This window comes from Pseudomonas sp. AC193, assembly GCF_979258075.1.
In genome coordinates, this window is sequence record NZ_OZ409832.1 from 2,746,084 (window position 1) to 2,767,123 (window position 21,040).

Below are 21,040 nucleotides of genomic sequence, written 5' to 3' on the forward strand. Positions count from 1 at the left end.
TCTACAAATGTGTTTCTGATACAGCGCATTCGCGAGCAAGCCCGCTCCCACAGGGGATTGGGGGTGGTTTTAGAGCGCGTCGCGCGAGGGTTTGCCGTCAACCAGGCGCTGGATGCGCAGCGGGTTGGCGTTTTTCAGTGGCTCGGGCAACAAGCTGTCCGGGTAGTTCTGGAAGCACACCGGGCGCAGGAAGCGGTCGATCGCCAGCGTGCCGACCGAAGTGCCGCGTGCATCGGAGGTGGCCGGATACGGCCCGCCGTGCACCATCGAATCGCACACCTCAACGCCAGTTGGATAGCCGTTAAGCAAGATCCGCCCGACCTTCTGCTCCAGCAGCGGCGTCAGTTCAGCGAAGCGCTCGAAATCCGCCAATTCACCAATAATCGTCGCCGTCAGTTGACCGTGCAGACCCTGCAACGCCGCGCTGAGTTGCGCCTTGTCCGCCACTTCAACAATTACCGTGGTCGGGCCGAACACTTCTTCCTGCAGGACTTCATCGCCCTCGATCAACAGGCTGACGTCAGCCTTGAACAGCTGCGGCTGCGCCTGATTGCCCTGCTGCGGATTGCCGGCCAGATGTTCGATGCCGGGATGCGCCAGCAGCTTCTGCAAGCCTTTGCCGTAGCTGCCGAGGGTGCCCGCGTTGAGCATGGTTTGCGCCGGTTGATCACCGATCAAACCAGAAACCTGCTGCACAAACGCACTCAACTCTGGCGAACGAATGCCGATCACCAAGCCAGGATTGGTGCAGAACTGGCCGCAGCCTTGCACCACCGAAGCGGTCAAATCGCGGGCGATGGTTTCGGATCGCTCGGCCAATGCCTGCGGCAAAACGATCACCGGATTGATGCTCGACATCTCGGCGAACACCGGGATCGGTTGCGGGCGCGCCGCCGCCATGTCGCACAGTGCACGACCACCCTTGAGCGAACCGGTGAAACCGACCGCCTGAATCGCCGGGTGCTTGACCAGCCATTCGCCAACGCCACCGCCGTAGATCATGTTGAACACACCGGCCGGCATCGCAGTTTTTTCTGCGGCGCGAATCAGCGCATCAGCAACCAGTTCTGCTGTCACCATGTGACCGCTGTGGGCCTTGAACACCACCGGGCAACCGGCGGCGAGCGCTGAAGCGGTGTCGCCGCCCGCAGTAGAAAATGCCAACGGAAAGTTGCTCGCACCGAACACCGCTACAGGGCCGAGACCGATGCGGTACTGACGCAAATCCGGGCGTGGCAATGGCTGACGATCCGACAGCGGCAGATCAATCCGTGCGCCATAGAAATCACCACGGCGCAGCACTTTGGCGAACAGACGCATCTGTCCGCTGGTGCGTCCGCGCTCACCCTGAATACGCCCGGCCGGCAATGCGGTTTCGCGGCAGACCACGGCGACGAAATCATCACCGAGGGCATCCAGTTCATCAGCGATCGCATCGAGAAACTGCGCGCGGCGCTCAGCGCTAAGGCTGCGATACGCCGGGTAGGCGGCAGCGGCAGCCTTGGCCGCTGCGTCAACTTCTTCAACCGTGGCCTGAATGAAATCGTGGGGCAGTTGCTCGCCCGTGGTGGCGTCGACCGATTGCAGTTTTACATTGCCAGCGGCGCTGCGCTGACCGCCAATGTAGTTGTGACCGAGAATCTGAGTCATGGGATCTCCTTAAAGGGTGCCGATGCTGTCCGGTTCAAACGCCGCTGGAACCGGAACGATGCCGTTGACCAGCGGTGCGCCGAATTCGGCTTGGCTGATTTCGAAGACGTCACCCGGTTGGGTGCGAATACCATCGGCAAACGACAGGGTCGCGGTGCCGAAGAAATGAATGTGCACGTCGCCGGGACGCAGGAACTGGCTGTACTTGAAGTGGTGGTATTCGAGGTTGGCGAGGCTGTGGCACATGTTCGCCTCGCCGCTGAGAAACTCGTTCTGCCAGAGCACTTCGCCGTCACGCAGGATGCGGCTGGTGCCTGTCAGATGTTGAGGCAATTCACCGGTGCGAAGTTCCGGGCCATAGCTGCAACTGCGCAGTTTCGAGTGCGCCAGATACAGGTAATTCTTGCGTTCCATGATGTGGTCGGAGAACTCGTTACCGACCGCGAAACCGAGGCGATACGGCTTGCCGTCGTTGCCGATGATGTACAGGCCGGCCATCTCAGGTTCTTCGCCGGCGTCTTCGGCAAATGGCGGTACCGGGAACGGTTGGCCCGGACGCACGACGATGCTGCCGTCGCCTTTGTAGAACCATTCCGGTTGCACACCGGCCTGCCCCGCCGCCGGTTTGCCGCCCTCCACGCCCCATTTGAAGATGCGCATGGTGTCGGTCATCGTCGCTTCGTCGCCGGCCTGCTGGTGCATTTTGTCGCGGGCCGAGGCGCTGCCGAGGTGGGTCAGGCCGGTGCCGCTGATCAACATGTGCGCCGGATCCGGGTGATCAAGTGGCGGCAGGATGCGCAGTTGCGACAGCAGTTCGCTGTAGTCGTGGCTGCTGCCGAGGCCGAGGGTTTGCACTTGCTGCTCAAGGGTGTTGCCGGCCTCGATGGCGGCGAGCGCCAGATCGCGCACGCTGCGGGCGTCCTGTACTTCGCGCACCACACCGTTGTCGACCACGCCGACACGGCGTTCGCGGTTGCTTAATTCGAATTGAACCAGATGCATGTTCTTCTCCTGTGTTATTCGAAACACCGCAGATCCTTGTAGGAGTGAGCCTGCTCGCGATAGCGGTGTGTCAGCCAAAAAGTTGTCAACTGATAGACCGCTATCGCGAGCAGGCTCACTCCTACAGGGAACCGGTGTAGGTCAGTCAGGTGCGGGTGGCGCCCCGTGCGCTGGCGGCGAACTGGTCAACCGGCAGGACGTGTTTGCGTTCCAGTACGCGATAGACAACGCCCGTCAGGATCAGGCCGAACACCATCACCCCCGAGAGGAAATACAGGCCGGAGCCGAGGTTGCCGGTGTATTCCTTCAACGCCCCAATCACAAACGGCCCGATGTACCCGCCGAGATTCCCCACCGAGTTAATCAACGCAATCCCCGCCGCCGCACTCGCGCCGGCAAAGAACCGCCCCGGCAAGGTCCAGAACACCGCCGTGCAGGAAAACAGCGCAAACGCCACCAGACACAGCGCCGCCAGTTGCGCCACCGGCAAGGTCAGCCACGCGCTGAGGAACAGGCCAATCGCACCCAGCACATAAAGCACGGCGAGATGCCCGTAGCGATCATTCAAACGGTCAGAACTGCGCGGCACGATCAGCAAGCCGATGATCCCGAAGATGTACGGCACCGACGACACAAACCCAGTCACCAAATCGCTGCCGCCAAACTGTTTGATCAACGTCGGCAACCACAGACCCAAGCCATAAATGCTCAACGTCACCGGCAGATAAAACAGCGCCAGCAGCAACACGCGCTTGTCTTTCAGTGCATGCAGCGGATTGCCGTGGCGGGTCTGGCCGTATGCCTGCAGATCCTTTTTCAGTTCACCGGTCAGCCAGTCTTTCTCGGCCTGATCCATCCATTTCACTTGCTGCGGGCCGTCCGGCAACCAGCGCAGTACCGGCCAGGTCAGCAGGATCGCCGGAGTGCCGATGACGATGAACAGCCACTGCCAGCCGTGCAGGCCCAACACACCGTCCATGCCGAGCAAACCGCCGGACACCGGTCCGGTGATCATCATTGCGATCGGTTGCGAAAGGATGAACAGCCCGAGGATCTTGCCGCGATGGCGCACCGGGAACCATTGGGTGATGTAGTAGAGAACGCCGGGGAAGAAGCCCGCCTCGGCCGCGCCGAGCAGAAAGCGCATCACGTAGAAACTGTGCGGGCCCTGGACGAAGGCCATGCCGATGGTGATGGCGCCCCAGGTGATCATGATTCGCGCGAACCAGCGGCGTGCGCCGAAGCGTTCGAGCATCAGGTTGCTGGGGATTTCGAGAAGGAAATAGCCGATGAAGAACAGCCCGGCGCCGAGGCCGTAAGCCGCATCGCCGATGCCAATGTCGGCGCCCATGTGCAGCTTGGCGAAGCCGACGGCGGAGCGATCCACATAGGCGATCAGGTACAGCAGGATCAGGAAGGGAATCAGTTTCAGCGTTATGCGCCGGATTAGCCGCAGTTCCTGGCTCATGAGATCGGTCTCCGATTGTTGTTTTTATAGAACCTCTGGGGACGCCTCTCGCGGAAAACCGTCAGGGCCATCCCTCCGTCGAAAACGACTATATAGTAATACTAATTCACCAACAACACTTCCAAACCTAGGATTTTGCGCTTAGATTAGGCCGTAGCTGGAACACTATAGTCATACAATAAGAGAATCGATCATGTCTGATAAGAAACCCACCCTGCGCTCCGCCCAATGGTTTGGCACGGCCGACAAGAACGGCTTCATGTACCGCAGCTGGATGAAGAATCAGGGCATCGCCGACCACCAGTTCCATGGCAAGCCGATCATCGGCATCTGCAATACCTGGTCGGAACTGACCCCGTGCAACGCGCACTTCCGCCAGATTGCGGAGCACGTCAAACGCGGGGTGATCGAGGCCGGTGGTTTTCCGGTGGAATTCCCGGTGTTCTCCAACGGCGAATCGAACCTGCGCCCGACCGCCATGCTCACCCGCAACCTGGCGAGCATGGACGTTGAAGAGGCGATTCGCGGCAACCCGATTGACGGCGTGGTGCTGCTGACCGGATGCGACAAAACCACCCCGGCGCTGCTGATGGGCGCGGCCAGTTGCGACGTGCCGGCCATCGTCGTCACCGGCGGGCCGATGCTCAACGGTAAGCACAAAGGCAAAGATATCGGTTCCGGCACAGTGGTCTGGCAGCTCAGCGAGCAGGTCAAGGCTGGCACTATCACCATCGACGATTTCCTTGCGGCCGAGGGCGGCATGTCGCGTTCGGCGGGCACCTGCAACACCATGGGCACCGCGTCGACCATGGCCTGCATGGCTGAAGCACTCGGCACTTCGCTGCCGCACAACGCGGCGATTCCGGCGGTGGATGCGCGACGTTATGTGTTGGCGCACATGTCCGGCATGCGCGCGGTGGAGATGGTTCGCGAAGATTTGAAGCTGTCGAAAATTCTGACCAAAGAAGCCTTTGAAAACGCTATCCGGGTGAACGCGGCCATCGGCGGTTCGACCAACGCGGTGATTCACTTGAAAGCCATCGCCGGGCGCATCGGCGTCGAGCTGGATCTGGATGACTGGACGCGCATGGGTCGCGGCATGCCGACCATCGTTGACCTGCAACCGTCCGGGCGTTTCCTGATGGAAGAGTTCTATTACGCTGGCGGTCTACCGGCGGTATTGCGTCGCCTCGGAGAAGCCAATCTGATTCCTCATCCGGATGCGTTGACCGTCAACGGCAAATCCATTGGCGAGAACACTAAGGACGCGCCGATCTATGGCGAAGACGAAGTGATCCGCACCCTCGACAATCCGATTCGCGCCGACGGCGGCATTTGTGTGTTGCGCGGTAATTTGGCACCGCTAGGTGCGGTGCTCAAGCCGTCCGCAGCCACGCCGGAACTGATGCAGCATCGCGGTCGCGCGGTGGTGTTCGAGAACTTTGATATGTACAAGGCGCGGATCAACGATCCGGAGCTGGATGTCGATAAAGATTCGATTCTGGTGATGAAAAACTGCGGGCCGAAGGGTTATCCGGGCATGGCTGAAGTCGGCAACATGGGCTTGCCGGCCAAGCTGTTGGCGCAGGGTGTGACCGACATGGTGCGCATTTCCGATGCGCGGATGAGCGGCACGGCGTACGGCACGGTGGTTTTGCACGTGGCGCCGGAAGCGGCGGCAGGCGGGCCTTTGGCGACGGTAAAGGAAGGCGACTGGATCGAGCTGGATTGCGCCACCGGGCGCTTGCACCTGGATATTGCGGATGCTGAGCTGGCAGCGCGCATGGCTGATTTGCAGCCACCGCAGCAATTGTTGGTGGGCGGTTATCGTCAGTTGTACATCGACCATGTGCTGCAGGCGGATCAGGGGTGTGACTTTGACTTTTTGGTGGGTTGCCGTGGGGCTGAAGTGCCGCGTCATTCCCACTAAGAGCAAAAGATCGCAGCCTGCGGCAGCTCCTACCTTGGAATGCATTCCCCTGTAGGAGTGAGCCTGCTCGCGATTGCGGTGTGTCAGTCAGCAATTGTTCAGCTGACACACCGCAATCGCGAGCAGGCTCACTCCTACATTTGCTTTTGTGTACTCCCTCAAGTTTGTCTGGTGCCTGCTATGATGCGCGGCATCTCCATCGCTCAGGATCGCGCCGTTCCCCATGGATTACCGCAAACCCTCCGACCGCAAAAGCATGCACTCGCGCATCGTCCAGGAACTGGGCATGCAGATCGTCTCCGGACGCTTCAAGCCCGACGACAAACTGCCCGCCGAAGCCTTGCTCTGCGAAGAGTACGCGGTCAGCCGCCCGGTGTTGCGTGAAGCCACGCGAGTGCTGGTGGCCAAGGGTCTGGTGTATTCCAGGCCGCGTGTGGGCACGGTGGTCAAGGCACGCCGCGAGTGGCACATGCTCGACCCGGACGTGCTGCACTGGCTGATGCAAAGCAGCCCGCAGAATGAGTTCTTCAATGTGCTGACCAGTGTGCGCAGCATCATTGAACCGGCGGCAGCCGCCCTCGCCGCTCAGCATGCGACCGAGGCGGATATTGCTTCGATTGGTGAAGCGTATCAGCGCATGGAAGCGGCGCCGACGCCGGAAGCCTTGTTGCAGCCGGATCTGGATTTCCATAGCCGGATTGCCGATGCGACGCACAATGATTTGCTGGCGAATCTGTGCAATATGTTGTCAGTGGCGATTGCTGAAGCGTTGAAGCATTCGAATCAGCGGCCGAATTTGCATGAATTGGCGTTGCCGCGGCATAAGGCGATTTTGACTGCCATTGAGAACCGCGATGCCCTTGGCGCGCGGCATGCGACGTTGGTGCAGCTGGATGATGCGCGTAGTGCGCTCAGCGTAGTGCTCGGCACCGAACTCTCCTGATACACCATAAATCCCTTGTAGGAGTGAGCCTGCTCGCGATAGCGGTGTATCAGGTAACCCTTTACCGACTGACACGCTGCTATCGCGAGCAGGCTCACTCCTACATTTGATCTGCATGGAATTCGGTAAATAAAAAAGCCGCAACCCTAAGGTTGCGGCTTTGTCGTTTCAGCCCTTCAGATCAATGCGCAAACAGCGAGTTACCCTTCTGCCCCGCCAGTTTCTCCGGCTTGATCAGGAACTTCGCCAGTGCCGGCAGCAGCCACAGCGCACCGAACATGTTCCACAGCAGCATGAAGGTCAGCATCAGGCCCATGTCGGCCTGGAACTTGATCGCCGAGAAGATCCACGTGCACACGCCGATCGCCAGGCACAGACCGGTGAACAGCACTGCCTTACCGGTAGATTTCAGCGTCTGGTAATAGGCTTCCTGCAGCGGCAGCCCCGCACGCAAGAAACTCTCCAAGCGGCTGTAGATGTAAATGCCGTAGTCGACGCCAATCCCCACGCCCAGCGCCACCACCGGCAGCGTCGCGACTTTCACGCCGATGCCCATGAACGCCATCAGCGCGTTGCCGAGTACCGAGGTCAGCACCAGCGGCAGGACGATGCACAAGGTCGCGGCCCACGAACGGAAGGTGATCATGCACATCACCGCCACGCAGATGTACACCAGAATCAGGATGGTCAGTTCAGCCTGTTTGATGACTTCGTTGGTGGCTGCTTCGATCCCGGCGTTACCGGCCGCGAGGATGAATTCCAGGCCGTCCTTGTTGTTGTCCTTGGCGAATTCCTGCACGGCAGCCACCGCACGATCGAGGGTCTCAGCCTTGTGATCGTTGAGGAAGATCAGCACCGGTGCCAGCGAGCAACTGTTGTTGTACAGGCCGTCTGCGCGGGCAATCGAGTTGTTCAGCACGTCGGGGTTACGCGACAGGGTTTCCCATTTCAGGTTGCCCTCGTTCATGCCCTTGATCATCTGCTTGGACACGGTCACCAGGGAGATCGCCGACTGCACGCCCTCGGTGTTCTGCATCTTCCACATCAGTTCGTCGATCGGCGCCATGGCTTCGTAGCGTGAGCAGCCTTCAGCCTTGGTCTTGACCATCACCACCAGCACGTCGGAACTGGTCGAGTAGTTGTTGATGATGAAGTTGTTGTCCTTGTTGTAGCGCGAGTCCGGACGCAGTTCCGGTGCGCCCTGGTCGAGGTCACCGATTTTCAGGTTCTGGCTGTACCAGAGGCCGCCACCGAAAGCGATCAGCGCCAGCACCACCGAGATGCGTGCGACTTTCGGGTTGGCGAAGTTCGACAGCAGACGCCAGAACGGGTGTTCGCGGTTCGCGTCTTTCTTGCTCTTGGCAATCGCACGCTTACTGATGCCGACATAGGAAATGGCCACCGGCAGCAGGATCAGGTTGGTGAACACGATTACCGCGACGCCGATGGACGCGCCGATCGCCAGTTCACGGATCACGCCGATATCGATAATCAGCAGCGTGATGAAGCCCACCGCATCCGCGAGAATCGCGATCATTCCCGGCAGGAACAGTTGGCGGAAAGTGCGTCGCGCAGCAGTCAGGGCGTTATCCGCCTCACTGGATTGCAGGGCGATACCGTTGATCTTCTGCACGCCGTGGGAGATACCGATGGCGAAGATCAGGAACGGCACCAGCATCGAATACGGATCGAGTCCGAAGCCAAAGAAGTGCATCAAACCAAGCTGCCAGACCACCGCCACCAGCGTCGTACTCAGCACCGCGATGGTGCTGCGCACGCAGTTGGTGAACCACAGCAGCAGGATCAGGGTGATGACAAACGCGATGCCGAAGAACAGCACCACCATCACCAGACCGTCGATCAGGTCACCAACCTTCTTGGCGAAACCGACGATGTGGATTTTGATGTTGGGGTTCTGTGCTTCGAACTTGGTGCGGATCTTGTCTTCCAGTTCATGGGAGAACTGGCGGTAGTCCAGCGCGAGCAGCTTGCCCTGATCCTGCGGATCCGGGTACGACTCGAGCAGCGGGATATCAACGATGCTCGACTTGAAGTCGTTGGACACCAGACGCCCGACCTGGCCGGACTTGAGCACGTTGTTGCGCAGCAGATCGAGGCTGTCCTGCGAGCCGTTGTAGCTCTGCGGGATCACTTCACCGCCGGCAAAACCTTCCTCGGTCACTTCGGTCCAGCGTACGCTCGGGCTCCACAGCGACTTCAGACCGGAACGGTCAACGCCGGAGATGTAGAACACCTCGTCGTTGATCTGACGCAGGGTCTCCATGTATTCCTTGGAGAAGATGTCGCCGTCAGTCGCTTCGACCGAAATGCGCACGGTGTTGCCGAGGTTCGCGAGGTCGTTACGGTGCTCCATCATCTTCTCGATGAAGGGATGCTTGAGCGGGATCATTTTTTCGAAACTGGTCGACGGGCGGATCAGCGTCGCCTGCCAGAACAGGAAAATGCTCACCACCAGACAGATCAGAATCACTGCCGGGCGGTTGTTGAAGATCAGGCGTTCAAGAAACGTCGCCTTTTCCTGCTGAGGAGTGATCAAGGAAGTCATAGCCCCGCCTTCTTATTATTAACTTCGGCGCCGTTTGGCTGAGTGGTGTGAACGCCACCCTGCCCGGTCAGAATCAGGTTGCCGTCGCCGGCCGCGGTGACGGAAGACAGCGAGATGCGATCCGGACGGTTGAAGACGCTGAACGTTTCGCCGTTGTCGCTGCTGCTGACCACCGAGCCGCCGTTACCGACGATGACGATCGAGCCGTCGGGCAGCAAGGTTGCGCCGGACAGACCGAATTCCAGTGCACCGCGCGCGGCTTTCAGTTCGACCTGTTCCCAGGTGCTGCCGAAATCGCTGGAGCGGTAGAGGTTGCCGCGCAAGCCGTAGGCCAGCAGGGTTTGCGCCTGGGCCGTGCCGATCACGCCGAACAGCGAACCTTCGTACGGGCCTTCGAGTTTTTCCCAGGTCTGGCCCCAGTCGGCGGAGCGGAACATGCTGCCCGACTCGCCGACGATGAACAGGCCGGCGTCTTTCACCGCCGCGATGGCGTTGAGGTGGAACTGGTCTTCGTTATCGAGGCGGTCGCTAACGTCTTCCCAGTGTTTGCCACCGTCGGTGGTTTCCATCAGCGAACCGTAAGCGCCCACGGCAAAGCCGCTGTTGACGTCCTTGAACCAGACGTCGAGCAGCGGCGATTCACGTTTGAGGTCTTCGAATTGCTTGGTCCAGGTCAGACCGCCGTCTTCGCTGGCGAGGATTTGCGCGTCGTGGCCGACCGCCCAGCCGTGTTTGTCGTCGGCAAAATACACGGAAGTCAGCAGTTGCCGGCTCGGCACTTTGGCCTGCTTCCAGGTTTTGCCCTGGTCATCGGAATAGACGATGTGCCCGCGATCCCCGACCGCGACCAGACGCGCACCGGCGTGGACGACATCAAGAATCAGGCTTTTTGCGGCTTTGCTGGATTCGGTGGCATAGACCACGTCGGCCGGGGCCTCAGCGGCAATGACGGGTGCCGACAACGTGGCAAAGCCCAGCAGAGAGAGTGCTGTGGCCAGCAACGCGGTGTTGCGTAACGCCGGCGGGCGGCAACGACTCATAGACCTTCCCCTATTTATTATTGTTAGGCCATTTGGCCTTCAAGGGCGCCGCAAGTGTGCTCCGCTGATGGCAGATCAGAAGCATAGTCCTGAAACCCGCAATCCAGAGCCACTTCGGAAGCTGGCTCATCCTATCGGGCTTTAGAAACGTCTGACAATCGGCGCCACGTTATCTTTTGTTAACCGCACGGGCTGAACGCATCCCCCTGTAGGAGCTGACGAGTGAAACGAGGCTGCGATCTTTTGATCCTGGCTTTTAAAAGTCAAAAGATCGCAGCGTGCCGCAGCTCCTACAGGGATTTCGCGTTGTTATGACGGAGGATTCGTCGGATGGATGAAGGGAATCTTGTTAGGGGGACTTGCACGATCGGTATTATGGTATACCATCAGACGCACAGACACTCTCAATCCCCCCTACGGAGCAGCTCATGAGTTTCGAAATTCGCAAGATCGTCAGCTATGTCGAAGAAACCTTCATCGAAGGCGGCAAGGCAACCGACAAGCCAGTGACCATGGTCGGCCTCGCCGTGGTGATGAAAAACCCTTGGGTGGGCAACGGTTTCGTCGAAGACCTCAAACCGCAGATCCGCGCCAACTGCTCCGACCTCGGTGCGCTGATGGTCGAGCGTCTGGTCGGCATCATCGGCGGTGCGGAGAAGATCGAGGCTTACGGCAAAGCCGCCGTGGTCGGTGCTGATGGCGAGATCGAACACGCCTCAGCCGTGATTCACACCCTGCGCTTCGGTAACCACTACCGCGAAGCCGTCAACGCCAAAAGCTACCTGAGCTTCACCAACAAGCGCGGCGGCCCGGGCACTTCGATTCAGATCCCGATGATGCACAAGGACGACGAAGGTCAGCGTTCGCACTACATCACCCTGGAAATGCAGATCGAAGACGCGCCGCGTGCCGACGAAATCGTTGTCGTGCTGGGTTGCGCCGACGGTGGTCGCCTGCACCCGCGCATCGGCAACCGCTACATCGATCTGGAAGAACTGGCCGCCGAAAAAGCCCAGTAATCACAATAAAAAGGCATTGCAGGAGCGCTCCATGATTCGGCTCACCGCTGAACTCACCCCGGCTGGCACCAGTTACCTGGCGACCGGCCAAGGCCAGCCCGTGGTTTTGATCCACGGCGTGGGCCTGAATAAAGAAATGTGGGGCGGCCAGATTGTCGGCCTGTCCAGCCAATACCGGGTGATCGCCTACGACATGCTCGGTCATGGCGCCAGCCCGCGACCGGCCAGCGGCACCAACCTGCTCGGTTACGCCGACCAGTTGCTGGAGTTGCTCGATCACCTCAATCTGCCACAGGCAGCGGTGATCGGATTCTCCATGGGCGGTCTGGTCGCGCGGGCCTTTGCCCTGCATTACCCGGAGCGCCTGCAAAGCCTGGTGGTGTTGAACAGCGTGTTCAACCGCAGCGAAGAACAGAGAGCCGGCGTCATTGCTCGCACCGCGCAAGCAGCCGAGCACGGCCCGGACGCCAATGCCGAAGCGGCGCTGTCGCGCTGGTTCAGCCGCGAGTATCAGGCGGCCAACCCGGCGCAGATCGCGGCGATCCGCCAGACCCTCGCCGGTAATGATCCGCAAGGCTATCTGACCACTTATGAATTGTTCGCCACCCAAGACATGTACCGCGTTGACGACTTGGGCAGTATTCAAGCGCCGACGCTGATCGCCACCGGCGAACTCGACCCGGGTTCGACCCCGGAAATGGCCGAGCAACTGGCCCGACGCATCCCCGGTGCGAAGGTTGCCGTGCTGGCCGAGCAACGGCATATGATGCCCGTAGAGTCCCCGCGTCTGGTCAATCAGACGCTGCTGGAATTTCTCCAATTCGCACACTCCCGACAAAACCCTATACAGGGGATCGTTGCATGACACTCGCACGCTTCCAGATGTGCATCGGCGGAGAATGGGTCGACGCCCTCTCCGGCAAGACTTTCGAAAGCCTCAACCCGGCCTCCGCGCAAGCCTGGGCAGAATTGCCTGACGCTGATGAAGCGGACGTCGAACGCGCCGTGCAAGCGGCACAAACTGCTTTCGACAGCCCGGCCTGGCGCGGCCTGACCGCCACCGCACGGGGCAAACTGCTACGCCGTCTCGGTGACTTGATCGCCGAAAATAAAGAACAACTGGCGCAGCTGGAAAGCCGCGACAACGGCAAACTGATCCGCGAAACCCGTGGCCAGGTCAGCTATCTGCCCGAATTTTTCCACTACACCGCCGGTCTTGCCGACAAGCTCGAAGGCGGCACGCTGCCGCTGGATAAGCCTGATCTGTTCGCCTACACCGTGCACGAAGCGATGGGTGTGGTCGCGGCGATCATTCCGTGGAACAGCCCGCTGTATCTGACCGCGATCAAACTGGCCCCGGCCCTCGCCGCTGGCAACACGATTGTGATCAAACCGTCCGAGCACGCCTCGGCGACGATTCTGGAGCTGGCGCGTCTGGCCCTCGAAGCCGGGATTCCGCCGGGTGTGGTCAACGTCGTCACCGGTTATGGCCCGAGCACCGGCGCCGCCCTCACCCGCCATCCGCTGATCCGCAAAATCGCCTTCACCGGCGGCGCAGCGACGGCGCGGCATGTGGTGCGTAGCAGCGCCGAGAACTTCGCCAAGTTGTCGCTGGAGCTGGGCGGCAAGTCGCCGAATATCATCTTCGCCGACGCCGATCTGGACAGCGCGATCAACGGCGCGATTGCCGGGATTTATGCGGCGTCCGGGCAGAGTTGCGTGTCTGGCTCACGCCTTTTGGTGCAGGATGAAATCTACGACGAATTCGTCAATCGACTGGTCGAACGCGCCCAGCGCATTCGCATCGGCAACCCGCAGGAAGACGCCAGTGAAATGGGGCCGATGGCGACCGCGCAGCAACTGGCGGTGGTCGAAGGTCTGGTCGCTGATGCCATCGCTGAGGGCGCGCGGTTGCGCACTGGCGGCAAGCGGCCGACCGATCTCGGTGACGGCTGGTTCTACGAGCCAACGCTGTTCGAATGCGATCGCAATTCGATGAAGATCATGCAGGAAGAAGTCTTCGGCCCGGTGGCTTCGGTCATTCGCTTTAAAGATGAAGCCGAGGCGCTGGCCATCGCCAACGACTCGCAGTTCGGCCTTGCCGCCGGCATCTGGACGCGTGATTTGGGCCGGGCGCATCGCCTCGCTCGCGATGTGCGCTCGGGGATTATCTGGGTCAACACTTACCGCGCGGTGTCAGCGATGGCGCCGATCGGCGGCTTCAAAAACAGTGGCTATGGACGCGAAAGCGGCATCGATTCGGTGCTGGCCTACACCGAACTGAAAACGGTGTGGATCAACTTGTCTCAGGCGCCAATGCCTGATCCGTTTGTGATGCGCTAGGAGTCCTGCGAAATGATCGAACCCGGCATTTACAAAGACGTCATGAGCTCCTTCCCGTCCGGCGTCACGGTGGTTACCACTGTTGACCCGGAGGGCGGCATTGTCGGCATCACCGCCAGCGCTTTTAGTGCGCTGTCAATTGACCCGGCGCTGGTGCTGTTCTGCCCTAACTACGCCTCCGACACTTATCCGATTCTGCGTGACAGCAAGAAGTTTGCGATTCATTTGCTGTCGGCTGACCAGACCGCAGAGGCCTATGCCTTTGCCGGTAAAGGCAAGGACAAGGCGGCCGGTATCGAGTGGCATTTGAGCGAATTGGGTAACCCGATTCTCGCCAAAGCCACCGCGATCATCGAGTGCGAATTGTGGCGTGAATACGACGGCGGCGATCACGCGATCATCGTTGGCGCGGTGAAGAACCTGATCCTGCCTGCGCAACCGGTGACACCGATGATCTACCACAAAGGCAAGCTCGGCCCGTTGCCGACATTGGCCTGACGGATTCACACAAAACCCTGTAGGAGTGAGCCTGCTCGCGATAGCGGACTGACATTCAACATTGATGTCGACTGATCCACCGCTATCGCGAGCAGGCTCACTCCTACAAGGGATCGTGGTCACAGGAGGATTTATGAGTAACGAGAAGTATGAAAAAGGCCTGAAGATCCGCACTCAGGTACTCGGCGAAGCCTACGTGCAGCGTTCGATAGACAACGCCGACGACTTCACCCGCCCGCTGCAGGAAATGGTCACCGAATACTGCTGGGGCCATGTCTGGGGTCGTGAAGGTTTGTCGCTCAAGGAGCGCAGCATGATCAACCTGGCGATGATCTCGGCGCTCAACCGTCCGCACGAACTCAAGCTGCATGTGCGTGGCGCCTTGCGTAACGGCCTGAGTCGTGAGCAAATACGCGAAATTCTGCTTCAGGTCGGCATTTATTGCGGCGTTCCGGCAGCCGTGGATAGTTTCCGGCTGGCCCGTGAAGCCTTCGCCGAAGCCGACGCCGAAGCCCCAGTTAACCCCTCGGCTGTTTAGATGCCCGTCTGGCATGGACAGCCAACCGAAAGAGCGGATCCCATGAAACGCCAGCCACTCGACGACAGCTTCAAGGTCAATCGCAACCCCGTTACCCTGCGCGAAATCGTGCTGGATAAACTGCGTAGCGCGATCATGAATTTCCAGCTCATGCCCGGTGATCGTCTGGTTGAGCGCGATCTGTGCGATCGCCTTGGCGTCAGCCGCACCTCCGTGCGCGAGGCCTTGCGTCACCTGGAATCCGAAGGTCTGGTTGAGTTTGCCGATGCCAAAGGCCCGCGCGTGGCGATCATCACCCTCGCCGATGCCGTCGACATCTACGAACTGCGTTGCGTACTCGAAGGTTTGATCGTGCAGCTGTTCACCCTGCGCGCCAAAGCCAAGGACATCAAAGCCCTGGAAAAAGCCCTCGACGAGAACCGCAAGGCGCTCAAGGACGGCGAGTTGCAGCAGGTGATCGACTCGGTGCAAGGTTTCTACGACGTGCTGCTCGAAGGCTCGGGCAACCATGTTGCGGCGACTCAGTTGCGTCAGTTGCAGGCACGCATCAGCTACCTGCGTGCGACTTCGGTGTCGCAGGAAAACCGTCGCGGCGCGAGTAATCAGGAAATGGAAAAAATGGTCGAGGCGATCAAGAGCGGCGATCCGCTGGTGGCGCATCAGGCCTGTGTTGATCACGTTCGCGCTGCCGCTGCGGTAGCGCTCGACTATCTCAAGCGCAAGCAGGAAGAGACCGGCTCTGTCGTTAAAGGCACGCCGGCCATGACCCTGCCTATCGCACTGAAAGAACCCCGTATAGGTCACTGATATGTTCAGCCCGAGCTATTGCCCGAAATGCGGTGGCCCTGACCTCGGTCAGCAGATACCGGCGGGCGATACGCACGAGCGCCTGATGTGTCGCGGCTGCGGCTACATCCACTACGTCAATCCGAAGATCATTGCCGGCTGCATCATCGAGCAGGACGGCAAATATCTGCTGTGCCAACGGGCGATCCCGCCGCGCCCGGGCACCTGGACGCTGCCCGCCGGTTTCATGGAAAGCGGCGAGACCACTGAGCAAGCGGCCATTCGTGAAGTCTGGGAAGAAAGCGGCGTGCGCGCGGAAATCGTTTCGCCGTACTCGATTTTCAGCGTGCCGAAGATCAGCGAGGTGTACATCATCTTCCGCGCGATCGCCCTGGAGATTACCGGGCAGTTCGGACTGGAGACCTTGGCTTACAAGTTCTTCGCGCCGGAAGACATTCCGTGGGAGCAGATCTATTACCCGGCGATCCGACAGATTCTTGAGCGCTATATCGAAGAGCGCCTGGCCGGGGTTTATGGGATCTATATGGGCAATGATGATAGCGGCAAGATCCACTTTATCCGCTGATCACATTGATCGTTCCCATGCTCCGCGTGGGAACGCCTCCTCGGACGCTCCGCGTTCGGCTCTAAAAAGGGACGCGGAGCGTCCCGGGCTGCATTCCCACGCGGAGCGTGGGAACGATCAAAAGATCGCAGCCTTCGGCAGCTCCTACAGGGGCTTAACGGTGAGTCTTAAATTGGGGTGATGCCTTCGACGATGATGATCTCCGCCCTCGCCCATTCTTCACGGTAACTTTTCGCTTCCTGATACGCCGCCGAGTGGTAGCACGCCACGGCTTTTTCGTAGTTCTCAAACTCGATCACCACGCTGCGCTGTGGCGTCTCGCGCCCTTCCATCGCTTCGCTGCGCCCGCCCCTCGCCAGAAACTTCGCGCCGAACGCAGCGAAGGCCGCCGGTGCGCGCTGGGTGTATTGGCTGTAGTGATCGGCATCGGCGATGTCCACATGAGCAATCCAGTACGCCTTCATAGTGACCTCTTTGTTGATTTTGTATTATGGTATACCAATATATTTCCAACGAACCCTGAGAGTCCAGCATGGCCTTCAACAGCATCGAAGAAATCATCGAAGATTATCGTCTCGGCAAAATGGTTTTGCTGGTCGATGACGAAGACCGCGAAAACGAAGGCGACCTGTTACTGGCCGCCGACCGTTGCACGCCAGAAGCGATCAGCTTTATGGCCCGTGAAGCACGCGGGCTGATTTGCCTGACGCTGACCGACGACCACTGCCAGCGTCTGGGTCTTGAGCAAATGGTGCCGGCCAACGGCAGCGTGTTCAGCACCGCGTTTACCGTGTCGATTGAAGCAGCGGTTGGCGTGACCACCGGTATCTCGGCAGCGGATCGCGCTTGCACCGTTGCCGCCGCTGTCGCGCCGAATGCCCGCGCTGAAGACCTGGTGCAGCCGGGCCATATCTTCCCGCTGCGCGCCAAGGAAGGTGGCGTGCTGACCCGCGCCGGTCATACCGAGGCGGGTTGTGATTTGGCACGCCTCGCCGGGTTTACGCCGGCATCGGTGATCGTCGAGGTGATGAACGACGACGGCACCATGGCGCGGCGTCCGGATCTGGAAGTGTTTGCGCGCAAGCACGGGATCAAGATCGGCACCATCGCCGACCTCATCCACTATCGCCTGAGCACCGAACACACCATCGAGCGGATTGGCGAACGTGAGCTGCCGACGGTGCATGGCACGTTCCGTTTGATCACCTTTGAGGATCGCATCGAGGGCGGCGTGCACATGGCGATGCTCATGGGGGATCTGCGCCGCGAAGAGCCGACGCTGGTGCGTGTGCATGTGATTGATCCGCTGCGGGATCTGGTCGGCGCCGAGTACAGCGGGCCGACCAACTGGACGTTGTGGGCGGCGCTGCAACGGGTCGCGGCTGAGGGGCATGGGGTTGTGGTGGTGTTGGCCAATCACGAGTCGTCGCAGGCGCTGCTGGAGCGAGTGCCGCAATTGACCCAGCCGCCGCGGCAGTTCAGTCGTTCGCAATCGCGGATTTATTCCGAGGTGGGGACTGGGGCGCAGATTTTGCAGAATCTGGGGGTGGGTAAGCTGCGGCATCTTGGGCCGCCGCTTAAATACGCCGGCCTGACCGGGTATGACCTGGAAGTCGTCGAAAGCATTCCCTTCACCGAATAACCCCGGGCGGCCAGGCTAAAAATGTGGGAGGGGGCTTGCATTTCAGATTCATTTCTTCGAACCACAAAAAAGGACAGCCGCCAGATAACCGGTAAGGCAAAGTGCTTGCACAAAGTTTGGAATACCATAATATGATATTCCATAGACCGGACACTCCAACGAACGTCCATCTACTGCTCCCGATAGGCGGGCAACAACGCAAGCCCGCTCAAAAACACAACAATGAGGGCGTGAACATGGTGTTGAACAAAGCTGCAACCGCGATCCTTTTCGCGGGACTGCTCAGCGTCACCGGCCAGGCTGCAATGGCGGCCGACAGCGTGAACTTCGTCAGTTGGGGTGGAAGCACCCAGGATGCGCAGAAACAGGCTTGGGCCGATCCGTTCAGCAAGGCCAGCGGCATCACCGTCGTGCAGGACGGCCCGACCGACTACGGCAAACTCAAAGCCATGGTCGAGAGCGGCAACGTGCAGTGGGACGTGGTCGATGTCGAAGCCGATTTCGCCCTGCGCGCCGCCGCTGAAGGCCTGCTCGAACCCCTCGATTTCAAAGTCATCCAGCGCGACAAGATCGACCCGCGTTTCGTCAGCGATTACGGCGTCGGCTCGTTCTTCTTCTCCTTCGTCCTCGGCTACAACGAGGGCAAACTCGGCGCCAACAAGCCGCAGGACTGGAGCGCCCTGTTCGACACCAAGACCTACCCGGGCAAACGCGCCCTCTACAAATGGCCAAGCCCCGGCGTGCTCGAACTGGCGCTGCTGGCCGATGGCGTACCTGCCGACAAGCTCTACCCGCTGGATCTGGATCGCGCCTTCAAGAAACTCGACACCATCAAGAAAGACATCGTCTGGTGGGGCGGCGGCGCGCAGTCGCAGCAACTGCTGGCGTCCGGTGAAGCGAGCATGGGCCAGTTCTGGAACGGTCGCATTCACGCCCTGCAAGAAGACGGCGCGCCGGTCGGCGTGAGCTGGAAACAGAACCTGGTCATGGCCGACATTCTGGTGATTCCAAAGGGCTCGAAAAACAAGGACGCAGCGATGAAGTTTCTCGCCAGCGCGAGCAGCGCCAAAGGCCAGGCCGACTTCTCCAACCTGACCGCCTACGCCCCGGTCAACCTCGACAGTGTGGAGCGTCTGGATTCGGCGCTGGCCCCCAACCTGCCGACTGCCTACGCTAAGGATCAGATCACTCTTGATTTCGCGTACTGGGCCAAAAACGGCCAGGCCATCGCGACACGGTGGAACGAATGGCTGGTCAAATGAAAATGGCGGCCACCGCGTCCCGTCCCTCCACTGCCACCGGCAGCGCCCAAAGCGCTGCCGGTTCGGCCCACGGAACACAGGCGGTTGCGATGCAGCAAGCCCCGTCCCTCAGACAACGCTGGCGCGGCGCCGGCAACCTCGTGCCGGCGCTGCTGTTCATCGGCCTGTTTTTTCTCGCGCCGTTGATCGGCCTGCTGCTGCGCGGCGTGCTCGAACCGACCCCGGGCCTCGGCAACTATGAACAACTGTTCGCCAACTCGGCCTATGCCCGAGTGCTGCTCAACACCTTTTCGGTGGCCGGGCTGGTGACGCTGTTCAGCTTGCTGCTGGGCTTTCCGCTGGCCTGGGCGATCACTCTGGTGCCGCGCGGCTGGGGGCGCTGGATTCTCAACATCGTGCTGCTGTCGATGTGGACCAGCCTGCTCGCCCGCACCTATTCGTGGCTGGTGCTGCTGCAAGCGTCGGGCGTGATCAACAAGGCGTTGATGGCGATGGGCATCATCGATCAGCCACTGGAGATGGTGCACAACCTCACCGGCGTGGTGATCGGCATGAGCTACATCATGATTCCGTTCATCGTGCTGCCGTTGCAGGCGACCATGCAGGCCATCGACCCGATGATCCTGCAGGCCGGCTCGATCTGCGGCGCCAGTCCGTGGAGCAACTTCTTCCGGGTGTTCCTGCCGCTGTGCCGGCCGGGTCTGGCCTCCGGTGGTTTGATGGTGTTCGTCATGTCGCTCGGTTACTACGTGACCCCGGCGCTGCTCGGCGGGGCGCAGAACATGATGCTGCCGGAGTTCATCATTCAGCAGGTGCAATCGTTCCTCAACTGGGGCCTGGCCAGTGCCGGCGCCGCGTTGCTGATCGCGATCACTTTGGTGCTGTTCTACTTCTACCTGAAGCTTCAACCGGAATCCCCGGTTGGCGCCAGTAACGCGAGGTAAGCCGACATGCTCCTGACCCCCAATGCGATGAGCCGCCGGATGCGCTTCGGCTTGTATGCAACCACCGGGCTGATCGGTCTGTTCCTGCTGTTGCCGATCGTGTTTATCGTGCTGCTGTCGTTCGGCTCCTCGCAGTGGCTGGTGTTTCCACCACCGGGCTGGACGCTGAAATGGTACGGCCAGTTCTTCTCCAATCCTGACTGGATGAACGCTGCAGCGGCGAGCCTCAAGGTCGCTGTGCTGACCACGATCTGCGCCGTGGCCCTTGGTTTGCCGACTGCGTTCGCGCTGGTGCGCGGACGTTTTCCCGGCCGGGAAATGCTCTACGGTCTGTTCACCCTGCCGATGATCGTGCCGCTGGTGATCATCGCCGTGGCGGTGTACGCGCTGTTCCTCAAGCTCGGTTACACCGGGACCATGTTCGCCTTCGTGGTCAGCCATGTGATTGTCGCGCTGCCGTTTACCATCATCTCGATCATCAACTCGTTGAAGCTATTCGATCAGTCGATTGAAGACGCGGCGGTGATTTGCGGTGCGTCACGCCTGCAAGCGGTGTTCAAGGTGACGTTCCCGGCGATCCGTCCGGGCATGGTTGCCGGCGCCCTCTTCGCCTTCCTCGTTTCGTGGGACGAAGTGGTGCTCAGCGTGATGATGGCCAGCCCGACCCTGCAAACCCTTCCCGTGAAAATGTGGACCACCCTGCGCCAGGACCTGACGCCAGTGATCGCCGTCGCTTCGACGCTGCTGATCGGCTTGTCTGTTTTGGTCATGGTGATCGCCGCCGCATTGCGCCGGCGTAACGAAATCAGCGCCTGAGCGCCAG

At 60.2% G+C, this 21,040-nt stretch carries 19 protein-coding genes; 13 read left to right on the plus strand and 6 right to left on the minus strand.

The features are described 5' to 3' along the window. Positions 1-69: 69 nt before the first annotated feature. From ACZZ0D_RS12365 to ACZZ0D_RS12375, 3 genes are all read right to left on the minus strand, one after another. Positions 70-1,650 carry an aldehyde dehydrogenase (NADP(+)) gene (locus ACZZ0D_RS12365; protein WP_463553390.1) on the minus strand — a complete coding sequence of 527 codons (1,581 nt, stop codon included), beginning with the start codon at positions 1,648-1,650 and terminating at the stop codon, positions 70-72. 9 nt (positions 1,651-1,659) lie between these two features. Beyond that, positions 1,660-2,652: an AraD1 family protein gene (araD1, locus tag ACZZ0D_RS12370; RefSeq protein WP_463553391.1), complete on the minus strand. Its 993-nt coding sequence runs from the start codon at positions 2,650-2,652 to the stop codon at positions 1,660-1,662. A gap of 145 nt (positions 2,653-2,797) precedes the next feature. Continuing rightward, positions 2,798-4,120 carry an MFS transporter gene (locus ACZZ0D_RS12375; RefSeq protein WP_159815096.1) on the minus strand — a complete coding sequence of 441 codons (1,323 nt, stop codon included), beginning with the start codon at positions 4,118-4,120 and terminating at the stop codon, positions 2,798-2,800. 193 nt (positions 4,121-4,313) lie between these two features. Between ACZZ0D_RS12375 and ACZZ0D_RS12380 the strand changes: the two genes are divergently transcribed. Continuing rightward, the gene (locus ACZZ0D_RS12380; protein WP_463553392.1) at positions 4,314-6,050 is read left to right on the plus strand and encodes an IlvD/Edd family dehydratase; all 1,737 of its coding nucleotides are present in this window, start codon (positions 4,314-4,316) and stop codon (positions 6,048-6,050) included. A gap of 223 nt (positions 6,051-6,273) precedes the next feature. Beyond that, positions 6,274-6,993 carry a FadR/GntR family transcriptional regulator gene (locus ACZZ0D_RS12385; protein WP_158830926.1) on the plus strand — a complete coding sequence of 240 codons (720 nt, stop codon included), beginning with the start codon at positions 6,274-6,276 and terminating at the stop codon, positions 6,991-6,993. A 181-nt stretch (positions 6,994-7,174) separates the two neighbouring features. On the opposite strand, the gene ACZZ0D_RS12390 is transcribed toward ACZZ0D_RS12385, so the two are convergent. Together ACZZ0D_RS12390 and ACZZ0D_RS12395 are read right to left on the minus strand one after the other, a co-directional pair. Then, positions 7,175-9,559: an efflux RND transporter permease subunit gene (locus ACZZ0D_RS12390; protein WP_053121170.1), complete on the minus strand. Its 2,385-nt coding sequence runs from the start codon at positions 9,557-9,559 to the stop codon at positions 7,175-7,177. After that, a complete protein-coding gene (locus tag ACZZ0D_RS12395) occupies positions 9,556-10,599 on the minus strand; it encodes a WD40/YVTN/BNR-like repeat-containing protein (RefSeq protein WP_159815098.1) in 1,044 nt (347 codons plus the stop codon). The genes ACZZ0D_RS12390 and ACZZ0D_RS12395 overlap by 4 nt, the downstream gene beginning before the upstream one ends. Before the next feature lie 428 nt (positions 10,600-11,027). Between ACZZ0D_RS12395 and ACZZ0D_RS12400 the strand changes: the two genes are divergently transcribed. The 7 genes from ACZZ0D_RS12400 to ACZZ0D_RS12430 all read left to right on the plus strand — a co-directional run bounded on the left by ACZZ0D_RS12400 (position 11,028) and on the right by ACZZ0D_RS12430 (position 16,369). Further along, the gene (locus ACZZ0D_RS12400) at positions 11,028-11,618 is read left to right on the plus strand and encodes an amino acid synthesis family protein (protein ID WP_007917992.1); all 591 of its coding nucleotides are present in this window, start codon (positions 11,028-11,030) and stop codon (positions 11,616-11,618) included. Positions 11,619-11,649: 31 nt separating this feature from the next. Continuing rightward, on the plus strand, positions 11,650-12,483 hold the full coding sequence (locus ACZZ0D_RS12405) for an alpha/beta fold hydrolase (protein ID WP_426620338.1): 834 nt from the start codon (positions 11,650-11,652) through the stop codon (positions 12,481-12,483). Next, entirely contained in the window at positions 12,480-13,961 is a 1,482-nt protein-coding gene (locus tag ACZZ0D_RS12410; protein WP_053121176.1) for an aldehyde dehydrogenase, read from the plus strand. The genes ACZZ0D_RS12405 and ACZZ0D_RS12410 overlap by 4 nt, the downstream gene beginning before the upstream one ends. Before the next feature lie 12 nt (positions 13,962-13,973). Then, positions 13,974-14,459 carry a flavin reductase family protein gene (locus ACZZ0D_RS12415; RefSeq protein ID WP_053121178.1) on the plus strand — a complete coding sequence of 162 codons (486 nt, stop codon included), beginning with the start codon at positions 13,974-13,976 and terminating at the stop codon, positions 14,457-14,459. A 133-nt stretch (positions 14,460-14,592) separates the two neighbouring features. Further along, positions 14,593-14,997: a carboxymuconolactone decarboxylase family protein gene (locus ACZZ0D_RS12420; protein WP_053121180.1), complete on the plus strand. Its 405-nt coding sequence runs from the start codon at positions 14,593-14,595 to the stop codon at positions 14,995-14,997. A 42-nt stretch (positions 14,998-15,039) separates the two neighbouring features. Next, complete coding sequence (locus tag ACZZ0D_RS12425) at positions 15,040-15,804, plus strand: GntR family transcriptional regulator (RefSeq protein ID WP_053121182.1); 765 nt, start codon at positions 15,040-15,042, stop codon at positions 15,802-15,804. Between the two features lies 1 nt (position 15,805). Beyond that, on the plus strand, positions 15,806-16,369 hold the full coding sequence (locus ACZZ0D_RS12430; RefSeq protein WP_463553393.1) for an NUDIX hydrolase: 564 nt from the start codon (positions 15,806-15,808) through the stop codon (positions 16,367-16,369). Positions 16,370-16,536: 167 nt separating this feature from the next. Here the strand turns inward: ACZZ0D_RS12430 and ACZZ0D_RS12435 are convergent, their stop codons facing one another. Beyond that, on the minus strand, positions 16,537-16,833 hold the full coding sequence (locus ACZZ0D_RS12435; protein WP_463553394.1) for a DUF1330 domain-containing protein: 297 nt from the start codon (positions 16,831-16,833) through the stop codon (positions 16,537-16,539). 68 nt (positions 16,834-16,901) lie between these two features. On the opposite strand from ACZZ0D_RS12435, the gene ribBA reads away from it, so the two are divergent. From ribBA to ACZZ0D_RS12455, 4 genes are all read left to right on the plus strand, one after another. Beyond that, positions 16,902-18,011: a bifunctional 3,4-dihydroxy-2-butanone-4-phosphate synthase/GTP cyclohydrolase II gene (ribBA, locus tag ACZZ0D_RS12440; protein WP_463553395.1), complete on the plus strand. Its 1,110-nt coding sequence runs from the start codon at positions 16,902-16,904 to the stop codon at positions 18,009-18,011. Between the two features lie 236 nt (positions 18,012-18,247). Beyond that, entirely contained in the window at positions 18,248-19,273 is a 1,026-nt protein-coding gene (locus tag ACZZ0D_RS12445; RefSeq protein ID WP_212546097.1) for an ABC transporter substrate-binding protein, read from the plus strand. Next, the gene (locus ACZZ0D_RS12450; protein WP_053121191.1) at positions 19,270-20,217 is read left to right on the plus strand and encodes an ABC transporter permease; all 948 of its coding nucleotides are present in this window, start codon (positions 19,270-19,272) and stop codon (positions 20,215-20,217) included. Before ACZZ0D_RS12445 ends, ACZZ0D_RS12450 begins: the two co-directional genes overlap by 4 nt. A gap of 6 nt (positions 20,218-20,223) precedes the next feature. Next, a complete protein-coding gene (locus ACZZ0D_RS12455; protein ID WP_007918021.1) occupies positions 20,224-21,033 on the plus strand; it encodes an ABC transporter permease in 810 nt (269 codons plus the stop codon). Positions 21,034-21,040 lie beyond the last annotated feature (7 nt).